This is a genomic window from Burkholderia sp. BKH01 (assembly GCF_025685725.1).
In the GTDB taxonomy this organism is placed as follows: domain Bacteria; phylum Pseudomonadota; class Gammaproteobacteria; order Burkholderiales; family Burkholderiaceae; genus Burkholderia; species Burkholderia pyrrocinia_C.
Genome location: NZ_JAOTQT010000002.1, coordinates 52,752 through 68,407 on the forward strand (window position 1 = coordinate 52,752; position 15,656 = coordinate 68,407).

At 68.4% G+C, this 15,656-nt stretch carries 16 protein-coding genes and 1 pseudogene; 7 read left to right on the forward strand and 10 right to left on the reverse strand.

What is annotated here, in order from left to right; all coding sequences use genetic code 11:
* Positions 1-109 precede the first annotated feature (109 nt).
* Positions 110-1,459: a flagellar hook-length control protein FliK gene (locus OEJ37_RS03180; RefSeq protein ID WP_263343176.1), complete on the forward strand. Its 1,350-nt coding sequence runs from the start codon at positions 110-112 to the stop codon at positions 1,457-1,459.
* The gene (locus OEJ37_RS03185; RefSeq protein ID WP_174422115.1) at positions 1,456-1,773 is read left to right on the forward strand and encodes an EscU/YscU/HrcU family type III secretion system export apparatus switch protein; all 318 of its coding nucleotides are present in this window, start codon (positions 1,456-1,458) and stop codon (positions 1,771-1,773) included. Before OEJ37_RS03180 ends, OEJ37_RS03185 begins: the two co-directional genes overlap by 4 nt.
* A gap of 52 nt (positions 1,774-1,825) precedes the next feature.
* On the opposite strand, the gene OEJ37_RS03190 is transcribed toward OEJ37_RS03185, so the two are convergent.
* Positions 1,826-1,975: a hypothetical protein gene (locus tag OEJ37_RS03190; RefSeq protein WP_263343177.1), complete on the reverse strand. Its 150-nt coding sequence runs from the start codon at positions 1,973-1,975 to the stop codon at positions 1,826-1,828.
* Positions 1,976-2,051: 76 nt separating this feature from the next.
* On the opposite strand from OEJ37_RS03190, the gene OEJ37_RS03195 reads away from it, so the two are divergent.
* Entirely contained in the window at positions 2,052-2,786 is a 735-nt protein-coding gene (locus tag OEJ37_RS03195; protein WP_174422117.1) for a PepSY-associated TM helix domain-containing protein, read from the forward strand.
* Between the two features lie 79 nt (positions 2,787-2,865).
* On the opposite strand, the gene OEJ37_RS03200 is transcribed toward OEJ37_RS03195, so the two are convergent.
* From OEJ37_RS03200 to OEJ37_RS03235, 9 genes and pseudogenes are all read right to left on the reverse strand, one after another.
* A complete protein-coding gene (locus OEJ37_RS03200; protein ID WP_175919533.1) occupies positions 2,866-3,891 on the reverse strand; it encodes an XdhC family protein in 1,026 nt (341 codons plus the stop codon).
* A 310-nt stretch (positions 3,892-4,201) separates the two neighbouring features.
* The gene (locus tag OEJ37_RS03205; RefSeq protein ID WP_174422119.1) at positions 4,202-5,608 is read right to left on the reverse strand and encodes an amino acid permease; all 1,407 of its coding nucleotides are present in this window, start codon (positions 5,606-5,608) and stop codon (positions 4,202-4,204) included.
* A 235-nt stretch (positions 5,609-5,843) separates the two neighbouring features.
* Complete coding sequence (rqpR, locus tag OEJ37_RS03210; protein ID WP_175919532.1) at positions 5,844-6,500, reverse strand: response regulator transcription factor RqpR; 657 nt, start codon at positions 6,498-6,500, stop codon at positions 5,844-5,846.
* A gap of 7 nt (positions 6,501-6,507) precedes the next feature.
* Positions 6,508-7,323: a quorum system sensor histidine kinase RqpS gene (gene rqpS, locus OEJ37_RS03215; RefSeq protein WP_263343179.1), complete on the reverse strand. Its 816-nt coding sequence runs from the start codon at positions 7,321-7,323 to the stop codon at positions 6,508-6,510.
* 416 nt (positions 7,324-7,739) lie between these two features.
* Positions 7,740-8,510 carry a ferredoxin--NADP reductase gene (locus OEJ37_RS03220; protein WP_034179295.1) on the reverse strand — a complete coding sequence of 257 codons (771 nt, stop codon included), beginning with the start codon at positions 8,508-8,510 and terminating at the stop codon, positions 7,740-7,742.
* A gap of 227 nt (positions 8,511-8,737) precedes the next feature.
* A pseudogene (locus OEJ37_RS35035) lies at positions 8,738-8,836 on the reverse strand (LysE family translocator); the annotation flags it as partial.
* A 16-nt stretch (positions 8,837-8,852) separates the two neighbouring features.
* On the reverse strand, positions 8,853-9,668 hold the full coding sequence (locus OEJ37_RS03225; protein ID WP_152864073.1) for an endonuclease/exonuclease/phosphatase family protein: 816 nt from the start codon (positions 9,666-9,668) through the stop codon (positions 8,853-8,855).
* A 5-nt stretch (positions 9,669-9,673) separates the two neighbouring features.
* Entirely contained in the window at positions 9,674-10,162 is a 489-nt protein-coding gene (locus OEJ37_RS03230; RefSeq protein ID WP_175947005.1) for a hypothetical protein, read from the reverse strand.
* A gap of 146 nt (positions 10,163-10,308) precedes the next feature.
* On the reverse strand, positions 10,309-11,028 hold the full coding sequence (locus OEJ37_RS03235) for a nitroreductase (protein ID WP_263343180.1): 720 nt from the start codon (positions 11,026-11,028) through the stop codon (positions 10,309-10,311).
* Positions 11,029-11,257: 229 nt separating this feature from the next.
* Between OEJ37_RS03235 and OEJ37_RS03240 the strand changes: the two genes are divergently transcribed.
* From OEJ37_RS03240 to OEJ37_RS03255, 4 genes are all read left to right on the forward strand, one after another.
* Positions 11,258-12,238: an AAA family ATPase gene (locus tag OEJ37_RS03240; RefSeq protein WP_152864079.1), complete on the forward strand. Its 981-nt coding sequence runs from the start codon at positions 11,258-11,260 to the stop codon at positions 12,236-12,238.
* 145 nt (positions 12,239-12,383) lie between these two features.
* Entirely contained in the window at positions 12,384-13,493 is a 1,110-nt protein-coding gene (locus tag OEJ37_RS03245; RefSeq protein ID WP_263343182.1) for an NAD(P)/FAD-dependent oxidoreductase, read from the forward strand.
* A 137-nt stretch (positions 13,494-13,630) separates the two neighbouring features.
* Positions 13,631-13,942: a high-potential iron-sulfur protein gene (locus OEJ37_RS03250; protein WP_174422126.1), complete on the forward strand. Its 312-nt coding sequence runs from the start codon at positions 13,631-13,633 to the stop codon at positions 13,940-13,942.
* Between the two features lie 184 nt (positions 13,943-14,126).
* A complete protein-coding gene (locus OEJ37_RS03255; RefSeq protein ID WP_175919530.1) occupies positions 14,127-15,434 on the forward strand; it encodes an MFS transporter in 1,308 nt (435 codons plus the stop codon).
* Positions 15,435-15,656: the final 222 nt, after the last annotated feature.

The window sequence follows — 15,656 nt, forward strand, 5'->3', positions numbered from 1 at the left end:
GGCCTGTTTTCCGGGGGGACGGGCGCGGCACGCGCGCTGTTCCCGCGGGCGGCACCGGGTGCCGCTTCCGGATTCGCAACGATGTGGCTGAGGTGAGCAGGCTCCGATCATGACCGGTATCGACTCAGTTGCGGCCGCACTGCTGGCGAGCCGCCTCGACAGCCTGCTGACCAGCACCATTTCGGCGCCCGCCGGCGGCGGCGCGGCCTCGCAGGTCGGCACGCCGGGCACCGGCGCGTCGTCCTCGCCACCGGCCGGTGGCCCGCCCGCCGCGCCGCAAGCTTCCACGCAGACCGCGCTGTCCGACGTCGGGCGCGTGCTCGATGCGATCTCGCGCGCGGGCGGCGACGCGACGCCCGCGATCGCCGGGCGCGCACCGCTGCTGGCCGATCCCGCCGTGCTGCTGACCGATCCGGCCGTGCCGGCGCGTGTGCCGGCCGCGCCTTCCGCACCTTCTTCCGCACCTTCTTCCGCCGCGGCGTCATCCACCTCGGCAGCGCGCGAAACGGCCGCGCCGCCGTCGGTCGCGGCGTTGCGCGCGGCGCTCGCACAGGCCGTGAGCGAGAGCGGCCTCTTCTACGAATCCCATCTGGCGCAGTGGCTGGCCGGCCAGCGCCCGCTCGCGGCGCTGATGCGCGAGCCGCAGGCGCGCCTGACGGCCGCGCTCGCGCCGGCCGACGCGGATGCCGCGCAGCACGACTCGACCGACGTGCTCGACGAACTGCTCGCGCAGCGCACGCCGCTGCCGGCGAGCGCGCGGGCGACCGCACAAGCGGGCGCGCCGGCCCAGGGCGGCGCACCCGCTCGCGATCTCGCGCAGGCGTTGCCGGCGGTCGCGCGGCAGGGCGCGTCGCTGCCGCCGGACACCGCCGATCCGCTCGGCGCGCAAGCCGACCCGCGCTGGACGCCCGCGCGTGCCGAGCTGGCCGCCGCGTCGTCCGACCCGCCGGCGCAGACGCTCGCTACCGTACACCCGGCCGCCGTGCCGCTCGTCAGGCAGCAGCTCGACGCGCTCGCGACCGATCAGTTCCGCTGGACCGGCGAGGCGTGGCCCGGCGCGCGGCTCGACTGGACGATCGAACCCGACGATCCGGGCAGCCGCGCGCCGCGCGGCGGCGACGACGCGGGCGACGGCATTGCGTGGCGCACGCGCCTGACGCTGACGTTGCCGTCGCTCGGCACGGTCGACGCGGAGCTGGTGCTGAACGGTGCGCAACTGGTCGCGCGGCTGCGTGCGAACCAGACGGGCGCCGACCGCCTCACGCGGCACGAGGCCACGCTGCGTCAGCGGCTCGAGGGATCGGGGCTGCGGGTGGGCGGGCTGTCGATCCGCGCGGTCGACGACGGGCCGGACGGCTTCGACCTGTTTGCCGCTCAGGCCGCCGCCGCCGCGTATGCGCACGGTGCGGCCGGCGGGCCGGGCACGCGCGTGCCCGGCGACGACGAGGTGCCGCAATGAGCATGACGTCCCGTAAGCGCGCGGCCGCGCTCGTCTACGACCCGAAAGGTGGCGATGCGGCGCCGCGCGTCGTCGCGAAGGGCTACGGCGTGCTCGCCGAGATGATTGTCGCGCGCGCGCACGATGCGGGGCTGTACGTGCATACCGCGCCGGAGATGGTGTCGCTGCTGATGCAGGTCGACCTCGACGACCGGATTCCTCCGCAGCTCTATCAGGCCGTCGCGGATCTGCTTGCGTGGCTGTACGCGCTCGATAGCACCGAACCCGCGCCGGACGACGCCGCGCCGCGCTTTCCGTTGCCGCCGCTGCGCTGAACGGCGCTGCGGCGCGCGGCTTCTGGCGAAACGTTGTCTCGGCCTTGCAAGGTCATTCGACCGACATTTGTCGTCTATCGATCGCCATCGTGGTGCAACGTGCGCGCTTCGTGCGCATCTTCTCGCTCATCGAGCCCGCTGCCGCGTATCCGGACGATCCGGGCGGATTGAGCCGGAATTCGATTTGTGTAATGATATCCATTCTCATTTTCATGTTGACCGGGCGGCGCGCATCCTCTGCGCACCGCCCGTTGTTTTGAACGAATGGATACTTTCGCGTGAACGCGCCCGAAACGATCGACTCTTCCAAGGCGGGGATGCCGCGTGCGGGCGTCACCGTGCTGCACCCGGCGGCCCGCCCGCTGACCGACGACGAACTGGCCGCGCGCCGCCAGCGCTCGCGCCGCGCGACCTTCATCAAGTGGCTGCGCAAGGTTCACGGCTGGGTCGGGCTGTGGGGCGCGATGCTCGGGCTGCTGTTCGGCGTGACGGGCGTGGTGCTGAACCACCGCGCGCCGCCGCTGAAGATTTCGACCGGCGAGCCGCAGGTCGAGCAGATGCAGATCGCGCTGCCCGATCCGGTGCCGAAGACGCCCGCCGCGATGACGAAATGGCTGCAGCAGGAACTGCACTTCGACGGCCGGCCCGGCCGCATCCGCAAGGAGCCCGCGCAGGCCGTCGCATGGGGCGAGCAGCGCGTGATGCAGCCCGAGCACTGGCAGTTCGGCCTGTTCGGCCCGCACCGGAACCTGCAGGCCGAATACTGGGTCGGCAACGGCTATGTGTCGGTGAAGCGCACGGACAACACGTTCCTGACGACGCTGAACAACCTGCATCGCGGCGTCGGGATGAACCTCGGCTGGGTGCTGCTGATGGACACGATCGCGGGCTCGCTGATCCTGCTGTCGTTGACGGGCGTGCTGCTGTGGACCGAGCTGAACAAGCGCCGCACGGTCGGCGTCGTGCTGGTGGTCGGTTCGGTCGCCGCGGCGCTCGCCGCCGGCCTGACCTGATCGGCGCTCGCGCCGGCCTGCCGCCGCGAGCCGCTTCGGCCGCGCATCCGGCATGGTCGAAGCGGCTAGCCGCCGCGGCTCAGAAGCCGCAGGCCGCGCCGCTGTTCGCCGCGATTTCTCGCGCGGCCTTTGCGCCCTCGACCTGCAGGATCGTCGGCAGCGACACGTTGTTCTTCGCGGCGGTGATCTCGGCGAGGATCGAGATCGCGATCTCCGGCGGCGTCCGGCTGCCGATGTAGATGCCGGCCGGCCCGTGCAGCCGGCCCAGTTCCGCTTCGTTCAGGTCGAACTCGCGCAGCCGCTCGCGCCGCGCCGCGTTGTTGCGCCGCGAGCCGAGCGCGCCGACGTAGAACGCGGGGGTCTTCAGCGCCTCCATCAGCGCGAGATCGTCGAGCTTCGGATCGTGCGTGAGCGCGATCACGGCCGAACGCGCATCGAGCTTCATGTCGAGCACCGTATCGTCGGGCATCGTGCGCACGACACGCGTGCCCGGCACGTCCCACGCATCCGTGTATTCCTCGCGCGGATCGCACACCGTCACCTGGTAGTCGAGCCCGACCGCGATCTGGCACAGATAGCGCGACAACTGGCCGGCGCCGATCACGAGCATCCGGTAGCGCGGCCCGTGGATCGTCACGAGCCGCTCGCCGTCGAACGCGAGCCCGTCGGTCGCCTGCGCGGGCGACAGCGATGCGCGGCCGGTCGCGAGCGTCATCGTGCGCGTGACGAGGCGGCCGGCCTCGACTTCCGCGCACAGCGCGGCAATCCCGCTGTCGCGCGTGAGCGGCTCCAGCACGAGCTGGATCGTGCCGCCGCACGGCAGCCCGAAGCGGTGCGCTTCCTCGGCCGTCACGCCGTACTTGAGGGCTTCCGGGCGCGCGTCGGCCGCGATCCCGCTTGCGTGCACACGGGCGATCAGGTCGTCCTCGATGCAGCCCCCGGACACGGAGCCGACCACGAGCCCGTCCTCGCGCACCGCGAGCATCGCGCCTTCGGGGCGCGGCGACGAGCCCCACGTCTTCACGACCGTCACGAGCAGCACGCGGCGCCCTTCTTCGAGCCAGCGCGCGCTGGATTTCAGCACATCGAGATCGACGCTTTCCATCTTCTGTTTCCTGTTGCCGGGCGGCCCGCCGGTCCGGGCCGTCGTTCGATGGCGGGATTATGAACCGCCCGGCGCACGCGTGCAGGCAGCGTGCAATTCGTGCGTGCAAATCCGGAGGATCGGGCAAGAGATCGCGACGATCGGACAGCGATCGAGCGCGGGAAGGGAACGGCGCGGCGGCGCGTGTCCTGCCACGGCGCAGGTGCGCCGGCGGTCGGTTCGGGTGGGGAGGCGGTTGCCGCACGGGGCCGGTTACGGCCCGGTGCGGTGTCGCGGCGCTGCGCGCGGCGTGCGCGCGCAGCGGCGGAGGTCAGTGCGTGTCGTGGTGACCGTGCGCGAGCTTCGAGTGGTGGCGCGAGTACAGGAAGTAGATCACGAGGCCGATCACGAGCCAGATGCCGAACGCGGCCCACGTGACGGGCTGCAGGTTCAGCATCAGGAACAGGCACGACGCGACCGCGAGGATCGGCACCACGGGCACGCCCGGGCAGCGGAATGCGCGCGGCAGGTCGGGGTGCGTGCGGCGCAGCACGAGCACCGCGATCGACACCATCGAGAACGCCGCGAGCGTGCCGATGTTGATCAGCTCGGCGAGCACGTTGAGCGGCACGAGCGCGGCGATCAGCCCGAAGAACAGGCCGACGAGCCAGGTCGTCAGGAACGGCGTCGCGTAGCGCGGATGCACGCGCGACAGCGTCGCCGGCAGCAGCCCGTCGCGCGACATCGCGAAGATCACGCGGGTCTGGCCGTAGCTCATCACGAGGATCACGGTCAGCATGCCGAGCACGGCGCCGAGATCGATGAAGCCGGCGACCCAGTTCTCGCCGGCGGCCTGCAGCGCGTACGAGATCGGGTGCGAGATGTTCGCGTATTGGGCCGATGGCACGATGCCGGTCGCAACCGCGGCGACCGTCACGTACAGCACCGCACACACCGCGAGCGACGCGATGATGCCGATCGGCAGGTCGCGTTTCGGATTCTTCACTTCCTCGGCCGCCGACGACACCGCGTCGAAGCCGATGAAAGCGAAGAACATCACGGCCGCCGCACCGAACACGCCGTTCCAGCCGTGCGGCATGAACGGCTTCCAGTTCGCGGGCGTCACGTGGAACACGCCGACCGCGATCACGAGCAGCACGACCGACACCTTGACGAACACCATGATGTTGTTGATGCGGGTCGACTCGCGGATGCCGATCGACAGCAGCGTCGTGATCACGAGCATCACGAGGAACGCGGGCAGGTTGAACCACGTGACGACGCCCGGCACCGCGCCGGGTGCCGCCGTCAGCACGGTCGGCAGCGACAGCCCGAAGCCCTGCAGCAGCGACTGCAGGTAGCCCGACCAGCCGACCGACACGGCCGATGCCGCGAGGCCGTACTCGAGCATCAGGTCCCAGCCGATGATCCATGCGGCGAGCTCGCCGAGCGTCGCGTACGAATACGTGTAGATCGAGCCGGCGACGGGGATCGTCGACGCGAATTCCGCGTACGACAGCGCCGCGAGGCCGCATGCGATCGCGGCGATCACGAACGACAGCATCAGTGCGGGGCCGGCCTGCACGGCGCCGGTGCCGGTCAGCACGAAGATGCCGGTGCCGATGATCGCGCCGATGCCGAGGAAGGTGAGGTCGATCGCGCCGAGCGCTTTTTTGAGCCCGGCGGCGTGCGCGCCGGCGATCATGCGATCGACGTTTTTCTTGCGGAAGAGAGACATTGCGGATGAATTGTCAGCGCGCGCGAGCGCGGCGGCGCTGACTGAGTGAAAACCCGCAATTTTAGCCGATTTGGCGAACAAGACCTGCTGCGGCGCAGCGGCGCTTTGCGGAATCGTCCGATAAAACAAGCGCTTGCGCGCGAAAACGGGCGGCGGTCGAGCGCGCCGCGGCGTGCGCCGCGCCGTTGAATCGTACGAATCTGATGTATCGGGCGAATCCGTTGAATCAGGCGGATCAGGCGCCGGCCGTGGGCGCCATGTCGACGAGCCGGTTGCTCATCACGTAGAACGTGAGCTCGGCGTTGTTCGACAGCCGCATCTTCTCGAGCAGCCGCGACCGGTACACGCTCACCGTCTTCACGGACAGCGACAGCGTGTTCGCGATGTCGGTGAGCCGCTTGCCCGACGCGAGCATGCAGAGCGTCTGGTATTCGCGGTCGGACAGCTTCTCGTGCGGTAGCGGCTCGTTCTCGAACGACACGTATTCGGCGAGCGCCTCGGCCATCGCGGGGCTCACGTACTTGCGGCCGGCCGCGACCTGCTGGATCGCGCCGATCATCTGCGCGGCGTTGACCGTCTTCGACAGGTAGCCGGCGGCGCCGGCCTTCAGCGCGCGCACCGCGTACTGGTCCTCGCGGTACATCGAGAACATCAGCACGGGCGTGCGCGACAGCTTGCGCTTGAGGCGCTTGAGCACCTCGATGCCGTTCGTGTCCGGCAGCGAGATGTCGAGCAGGATCACGTCGAATTCCTGCCGGTCGACGGCAGCCATTGCGTCGCCGCCGGTCTCGGCCTCGGTGACGTCGCGCGCGATGCCGCGGTCGATCAGCAACTGGCGGATCCCTTGCCGGACGATCGCGTGATCGTCCACGAGCAGGATGTTCAGGCTCATGCCGACCTCACGAAAGCGACGCGCGGCGTGCCGCGGCGGGCATCGCGAGCAACGAATGCCACGCGAAGCGCGCGGTGACGCGCGTGCCGTGGCCGGTTTCCGGCGTGGCCGTCTCGAAGCTGCCGCCGAACGCTTCGCAGCGTGCGCGCATGCCGGCGAGGCCGTAGCCGGTGCGGCGGCTCCGGGCGAAACCTCTCCCATCGTCGGCGACAATCAGTGACAGATGCGTACCGTCGGTGATGATCCGCACGTCGATCGACGACGCGCGGGCATGTTTCGCGACGTTCGACAGCGCTTCCTGCGCGACGCGGAACACCGCGAGCGCGCTGGCGCCGGCGATCTGCGTCAGGCGCGCGTCGGCCGCGCACACGAAGCTGGTGCGCAGGCCCGTGCGCGTCGCATGGCTGTCGACCCACGACGACAGCGCGCCGACCATGCCCGCGTCGAGCGCCGGCGTATCGCGCTCGTCGATCAGCCGGCGATTCGCGTCGGTCGCGGCGTCGAGCGCCTGCTGGGCCAGCTCCAGCGCGCGCAGGCAGCCGTCGGGCGCATCGGCCGGCAGCCACGTTTGAACGTTTGCGAGCGCGAAACGCGCGGCGGTGAGTTCGGCGCCGAGCCCGTCGTGCAGCTCGCCGGCCAGATGGCGGCGCGCGGCTTCGTCGGCGGCAAGCAGTTGGGCGGACAGCGCGGCGATGCGCGCAGCGCAGGCGTCGCGTGTCGATGCGGCTTCGGCAATGGGCGGAGTAGCGGCGCAGCCATGCACGAGCTGCCGCGACGGGAACGGGGCGTGGGCGCCCGAGGGCGCGTTAAGCAACGTATCCATGACTCTCCCTGCTGTCAGAAAGCGGTTCAGGCACCGGCTGGCTGCGTGGAATGGCTGCCGTATCGATGACGGTCGCCGCCAGGGAATCGTCCCATGCCGAGGTAACAAAAGTTACGTTTTGTAACACTTGCATCCGACCCTTCAAGACCTATCCGAATGGCATCCACGCGCGCCGAATAATATCTCAAAAATTCCGGAAAGGTCATGTCGGGCGGACATTTAAGGGTAAATGTGAACAATCCGGATGAAGCTGTTGTAGGAAAAACACTGACACTCAAGCGCCGGACGATGACGTATCGAAATGTAACTATTTGAGATGAGATGGTCCCAGTTTGTTACGAATTCGCCAAGTGCGGACGAAAAAAAACCGGAGCTTTTGCTCCGGTTCTTGATACCGCGCAAATTTCAGGGACCGATCAGTCGACGAACGCACGCTCGATCACGTAGTGGCCCGGCGCGCTGTTCTTGCCTTCGACGAGGCCGGCCTGCTTCAGCAGGTCGGTCGTGTCCTTCAGCATCGCGGTGCTGCCGCACAGCATCACGCGGTCGTTTTCCGGCGAGAACGGCGGGACGTCGAGATCCGTGAACAGCTTGCCCGTCGCGATCAGGTCGGTGATCCGGCCTTCGTTGTCGAACGCTTCGCGCGTGACCGTCGGGTAGTAGACGAGCTTTTCCTTGATGATGTCGCCCAGGTACTCGTGGCCCGGCAGGTCGTGCTTGATGTAGTCCATGTACGCGAGCTCGCCCTTCAGGCGGCACGTGTGCGTGAGGATCACCTTGTCGAAGCGGTCGTAGATGTCCGGATCGCGGATGATCGACATGAACGGCGCGAGGCCCGTGCCCGTCGACAGCATCCACAGCGTCTTGCCCGGCAGCAGGTTGTCGGCGACCAGCGTGCCCGTCGGCTTCTTGCCGATCAAGACCGTGTCGCCCACCTTCAGGTGCTGCAGGCGCGACGTCAGCGGGCCGTTCTGCACCTTGATGCTGAAGAATTCGAGGTGCTCTTCGTAGTTCGGGCTGACGATCGAGTAGGCGCGCGCGAGCGGCTTGCCGTCGACCTCGAGGCCGACCATCGTGAATTCGCCGTTGTTGAAGCGCAGGCTCGCCTCACGGGTGCAGGTGAAGCTGAAAAGCGTGTCGGTCCAGTGGTGGACGGATTGGACGGTGGCGGTGTCGTATTTGCTCATGGCTTTGAAAACGGACGCGCGTGGCGAACGCGTGTAACGGGCCCAAAAACGGGCAAAAAAACCGAGTGCGACGGCCCGATCGCGGATCGGCCGGCCGGCGCGTCGGACACGCGCCCTCTCGATGACAGACGATTGACGAACTGGTTATTTTACCCTGTTGGCGCTGATCGCGGGCTTGACCCGCGTGGCCGCGCGGATTTGGCGCAACGAATGCTTTCGAACAACTTTCATCGGTCGGCCGTGAGTTTCGCGCCGAGGCCGACGATCGCGACGCCGCACGGCGCGTCGAGCGGGCGCCGCACGCGCCGGTAGCCGCGCTTGCCGCGGATCGTGATCGCGTCGTTATTGCGGATCGAGGCGCAGGCGCGCGATGTACGGCAGGTGGTCCGACAGCCACGCGGCCTCGCCGGACGGCGCGCGCCATTCGAGCGGCGTCAGGCCGCGCACGAACATCTTGTCGAGCGCGAGCGCCGGCGAGAACGCGGGGAACGTGCGCCCCGATTCGCCGAGCAGCGTCGCGACCTCGGACATGCCGATCTCGCCGAACAGCGCGACCGAATCGTTGCGCCAGTCGTTGAAGTCGCCGGCGAGCATCAGCGGGCCGTCGCCCGCGTTGCGCACGATCCAGTGCGCGATCCAGTGCATCTGGCGCAGCCGCGCGGCGCGCGTGAGCGCGAGGTGCGCGCACAGCAGCGTGACCGGGCGCGCGCCCGCGAGCGTCGCGCGCGCGACGAGCAGTCCGCGCCGTTCGAAGCGGTGCGCGGATATGTCCCAGCGGCCGCCGAGATCGAGCGGATGCGGCGACAGGATTGCGTTGCCGTGCCGCCATGACGGCTTGAACACGTTTGGCCCGAGCGCGATCTGCCAGTCGAGCGCATGCGCGATCTCGGTGGCCTGGCAGTGCCACACGTCGTCGACCGCGTCGTCCATCGGCGCGCCGAAGCCGGGCGCGAGCACGGGGCGCGGCATGCGGCGCGCCATCGCTTCCTGCAGGAAATACACGTCGGCGTGCGTCGACTGCATCCAGTTGCGCATCGCGTTCCATGCGGTGAAGCCGAGCGGCGAGCGGCCCTTGTGGAGGTTCCAGCTGACCGCGGTGATTTCGTCGGGGGCGGCGTGCGGTTCGGCGAACGGCAGGGACAGGGCGTCTGCGGACATGACGCTCAGTCCTTTGCGACGTGTGCGCGCACGCGGTACACGAGGTGCGGGTGCTGCTCGACGAGCGTCCAGTCGGTCCACGCGTCGCTGCCGACCGACAAGCCGGGGTGGCTCGCGACGATCTGCCGCGGCGACGCGGGCACGCATGGATCGCCGCGCGTCGCGTTTTCGTCGTCGAGCGTTTCCTGCACGTCGAGCGCGAGCGACACCGTGTTCGCGCTGGCGTCGACGGTGAGCGGCGCGACCGTCACCGAGCGCGAGCGCTCGGTCGGCACGACGCGCGCGGCATTGCCGCAGCCGACCGGCACGGCGGACGGATAACGATGGGTATCGGTGCGGGTCTGACCCACGGTGGTGCGCTGCTGGAACGTGTCGATCGTCTGACCGTCGCGCACTACCTGGATCTCCCACGCGACGGAGGCCGGTGCGGGGCTCTGCGCATGGGCGGCGAGCGCGACGCTCGCGAGCAGGACGGCCAGGCCGTGTTTCAGCATGAAACGTCTCCGGAAACGCGGAATAGCGGGGAACGGACGCACATCTTACGCCCGATCGATTTCGATCGTGATGTGACAGGACGCGCCGCGACAGGTTCGCTGCGCAATACGGTCCTGTCCGAAAGGTAGGTGCGCGTCACGCGTTTTCAAGCGAAAAAGCGCGCGAATTCGGCGACGGGCGCGCGTTCGGTGACGAGGCGGTTCTCGATCGCGTCGGGGTCCGCGTGGCCGAGCGACATGCCGCAGACGAATTGTTCGTTGGCGGGAATGCCGAGGTGTTCGGCGACGATCCGGTGAAACGGCACAAACGCGGCTTGCGGGCAGGTATCGAGCCCGCGTGCGCGCGCGGCCGTCATCACGCCTTGCAGGAACATCCCGCAATCGAGCCACGCACCGTGCGTCATCACGCGATCGAGCGTGAAGAACAGCGCAACGGGCGCATCGAAGAAGCGGAAATTGCGCGCGTGCTGCGCGTGCATGCGCGCCTTCTCGTCGCGACCGATGTTCAACAGCCCGTATAGATCCCAGCCGACCTTGCGGCGCCGGTCGATATACGGCGACACCCATTCGCGCGGGTAGTAGTCGTACTCGGCCACATATTTCTCGTCGCGCGCGGGATCGTCGTGGGCCGCGGTCAGCGCGGCGGCGAGCGCATCGCGCGTGGCGCCCGTCGCGACGTACACGCGCCACGGCTGGATGTTGGTGCCCGACGGCGCGCGGCTCGCGGCTTCGAGAATCGCCTCGAGCGTGTCGCGCGGCACGGGCGTCGGCAGAAATGCGCGGATCGCGCGGCGCGACGTGAGCGCCGCGTCGACGGCGCCGATCGCATCGGCATCGACGCGCGGGGAAGCAGTGGGGACGGACATCGGCATACCTTCGGGACGGGGCGCGACGCGCCGCGCGGGCGCCGTCGGCGAAGCCTTCGGGCGGGTGGGTGAACCGACGATCATACGCCGCGCCGCGCAGCCGTGCAGCGCACGCCGGGTGTTAGCAGCAGACTCGCACGGCTGCTTGCTTGCGCGCGGATACGGGCCCGCTACACTGAAATCGTAAGGGTCTGATGGTCGTGTGACAGCAAGCGGCAGCGAGGTTGGTATGACGACGGCGATGGTGAAACAGGAACTGGCGGTGGCGTCCTTCAGCACGGTGTACGACCTCGAGCAGGTCGAGACGGCGCTGAGCGACCTGAACGAGAGCGCGAGCGATGCATTGCGCGCCACCTACGAAAGGATGCTCAAGACGGGGAATCTGCGCTTTTGCGTGAAGCCGAACCGGATGCCGTCGTTCGACGCGCTCGGCGATGCACTGCCCAATTTCGTCGAACCGCTCGACGACGTGCGCAAGCAGGTCGCGTTGTGTCTCGAAACGGACGATCGGCTCGAACTGATGCCGATCCTGCTGCTCGGGCCGCCCGGCATCGGCAAGACGCATTTCGCGAAGGCGCTCGCGCAACTGCTCGGCACCGCGTACCACTATGTGCCGATGAGTTCGCTGACGGCCGGCTGGATCCTGTCGGGTGCGTCGTCGCAATGGAAGAACGCGAAGCCCGGCAAGGTGTTCGACGCGCTCGTGAACGGCAGCTACGCGAACCCGGTGATCGCGGTCGACGAGATCGACAAGGCCGGCAGCGATGCGCAATACGATCCGCTCGGCGCGCTGTATGCGTTGCTCGAGCACGACACGGCGCGCGCGTTCGTCGACGAATTTGCGGAAGTGCCGATCGATGCGGGCAACGTGATCTGGGTCGCGACCGCGAACGAAGCGCAGGCGATCCCGGAGCCGCTGCTCAACCGGATGAACGTGTACGAGATCGCGCCGCCCGATGCGGCCGGTGCGCGCCGGATCGCGCAGACGATCTACGACGAGATCCGCACGTCGCACGCGTGGGGGCGGCGCTTCCCCGACACGCTCGGCGACGACGCGCTCGACGTGCTGGCCGCGACGCCGCCGCGCACGATGCGCCGCGCGCTGCTGCATGCATTCGGCGCCGCGCGGCTCGACGGTCGCGACGCGATCGCGCCGCACGACATCCGCGCCGACGAGGGCGCCGCGAAGCGCAGGCCGATCGGCTTCTGAACCGGCGGCGCGCGCACGGCCGAGGGGCGCGCGCCGCGTCGTGCGCAGTGTCGTCGCGACGCGGCACACATGCTTTCGGCAGGCTTGCGAACCGAGACGTACAATTCTCTTCTCTCCCCTCGACGCGTTAGCGGCGCGAAACGTCATGGAGCAGATGGATTGTGTTGTGATCGGCGCGGGCGTCATCGGCCTTGCGATTGCACGCGAACTGGCCGCGCGCGGGCGGGAAACGCTCGTGCTCGAGGCGGCCGATGCGATCGGCACGGGCACGAGCTCGCGCAACAGCGAAGTGATCCACGCGGGGCTCTACTATCCGCGCGGTTCGCTGAAGGCGATGTCGTGCGTGCGCGGTCGCGATCTGTTGTACGAATTCTGCGACACGCATCACGTGCCGCACCGGCGCACGGGCAAGCTGCTGGTTGCGACGAGCGCCACGCAGGTGAAGCAGTTGAAGGCGATCGCCGCGCGCGCGGCCGAAAACGGCGTGCTCGACCTGCTGCCGCTCACGCGCGTCGAGGCGCAGACGCTCGAGCCCGCGCTCGAATGCGTCGCGGCGCTGTTCTCGCCATCCACCGGCATCGTCGACAGCCACCAGTTGATGCTCGCGCTGCTCGGCGATGCGGGGCGCGACGGTGCCGTGTGCGCGCTGAATTCCCCGGTCGAGTCGATCGACGTGCTGCGCGGCGGGCGTTTCGTCGTGCGCACGGGCGGCGATGCGCCGACCGAAATCGAGGCCGTCTGCGTGATCAACAGCGCGGGCCTCGGTGCGCAGGCGCTGGCGCGCCGCACGCGCGGCCTCGACCCGCGCTGGGTGCCGCCGCTCTATCTCGCGCGCGGCAATTATTTCAGCCTGTCGGGCCGCGCGCCGTTCTCGCATCTCGTCTACCCGATGCCCGACCGCGCGGGGCTCGGCGTGCACCTGACGCTCGACCTCGCCGGGCAGGCGCGCTTCGGCCCGGACGTCGAATGGTGCGATTCGCTGCGCTACGAAGTCGATCCGGCGCGCGCGGGCGCGTTCTACGCATCGATCCGCGCGTACTGGCCGGATCTTCCCGACGACGCGCTGCAGCCTGCGTACGCGGGCATCCGGCCGAAGGTCTCGGGGCCCGGCGAGCCGCCGGCCGATTTCATCGTGCAGGGCGCCGCGCAGCATGGCGTGCGCGGGCTCGTGAACCTGTTCGGCATCGAGTCGCCGGGGCTCACCGCGTCGCTCGCACTCGCGCAGCGCGTCGGCGACATGGCCGCTTACGGCTGACGCAACCGCGCGCGTCGGCCGTGTGAAATCCCTTATCTCCGGCATTTCGGCGCGCACATTTGCTCGCGTGGGCGTTATTCTGTCGAACGGCTGTCGCCAGAACAGCTTTCAAACCGATAACGTTGGAGCGAGTCCCCATGAAAACATCCCGTCGGAGTTTCCTGATTTCGAGCGTTGGCGTCGTGTCCGCGCTGGCGCTGTCGCGTGAAGCGCTGGCCGATGCGCCGATGCTGTCGGAAACCGATCCGACCGCGGTGGCGCTCGGCTACAAGGCCGATGCCACGAAGGTCGACAAGACGAAATACCCGAAATACGCAGCGGGCCAGGATTGCGCGGCCTGCATGCTGTACCAAGGCAAGAAGGGTTCGGCTTCGGGCCCGTGCGGCGCCTTCCCCGGCAAGCAGGTGTCGTCGAAGGGCTGGTGCAGCGCATTCTCGAAGATGGGTTGAGGCCCGTGCGGCATCGTGCGATGCCGCAATGTGGCGAAAACCGCAAAACGCCCGCCGTCGAAAGACGGCGGGCGTTTTTATTGCTTGAAAACGGTTCCGTCGCTTTCTACACTCGCTGCAAACCAGCGCGGCGCGGCACACCACGCGCCGCCCGACATGGCGAATTCACGAGGATGAGGCACGCATGGCGACGATTGCGAATTCAACGAAGACGATCAGGCCCGAGCGTGCGCTGAACCGGCGCGCGGTCGTGGCCGCCGTGATCGGCAATGCGCTCGAGTGGTACGACTTCACGGTGTTCGGTTTCATGACGGTCGTGATCGCCGAGCTGTTCTTCCCGACCTCCAGCGAATACTCGTCGCTGCTGTTGACCACCGCGACGTTCGGCGTCGCGTTCTTCATGCGCCCGATCGGCGGCATCGTGTTCGGGCTGTACGCGGACCGAGCCGGCCGCAAGGCCGCGCTGTCGCTCGTGATCCTGCTGATGACGGCCGGCATCTTCCTGCTCGCGATCGCGCCGCCCTATGCGGCGATCGGCATCGGCGGCCCGATCCTGATCGTGCTCGGCCGCCTGCTGCAGGGCTTCTCCGCCGGCGGCGAATTCGGCAGCGCGACGGCGCTGCTGATCGAAGCCGCGCCGTTCTCGAAACGCGGTTTCTACGGCAGCTGGCAGATGGCGAGCCAGGCGGCCGCGCTGCTGATCGGCGCGCTCGTCGGCGCGGCCGTCACGCGCGGGCTGTCGCACGACGCGCTGCGCAGCTGGGGCTGGCGCGTGCCGTTCATCCTCGGGCTCGTGATCGGCCCGATCGGCTTCTACATCCGCCGCCATCTCGCCGATTCCGAAGCGTTCCTGCATGCGCAGCAGAGCGCGCGCCGCGCGACGCTCGGCGAAGTGTTCACGCGCCACCCGCGCGAGGTGCTGTGCGGGCTCGGCTCGGTGATCGCGCTGACGGTGACGATCTACGTGCTGATCAGCTATCTGCCGACCTTCGCGGTGAAGCAGCTGAAGCTGCCGTACTCGGAATCGTTCTACGCGGTGATCGTCGGCAACCTGCTGCTGATGGTGCTGTCGCCGGTCGCCGGCGCGTGGTCGGACCGCATCGGCCGCAAGGGGCTGTCGCTGTGGTCGCTCGTGCTGACGCTCGCGCTGATGTATCCGCTGTTCGCGTGGCTCGACGCGGCGCCGAGCATCGGGCGGCTGATCGCGGTGCAGGCCGTGCTGTCGGTGACGCTCGCAGGCTATTACGGGCCGTTCGGCGCGATGATCGCCGAGCTGTTCCCGGCCAACGTGCGCTCGACCGGGCTGTCGATCGCATACAACGTCGCGGTGATGCTGTTCGGCGGCTTCGGGCAGTTCATCGTCACGTGGCTGATCAAGGTCACGGGTTCGCCGCTGGCGCCAACCTACTATGTGATGGTCGGGCTCGCGCTGTCGATCGTCGCGGTCGCGTTCGTGCCCGCGCGCAACGCCGATCTCGACGCGCCGGCATGACAGCATGACAGTGTGAAGACTGTCATCGAATCGTTTCGCAAAACGCAATGATGTGTGGCCGAACACGGGAAACCGCGCGCGGAACCTTCGCATTCGCACCCGAATTGTTTAGTTGTCGAACGAAACATGCGCGGAATGAACGGAACTGTCGCTCGCGCGCGTTTTCGCATTTTTTGCCCGTGCAATACATCGGCAAAAACCCGTGCGGGCGCGTCTAGAAGA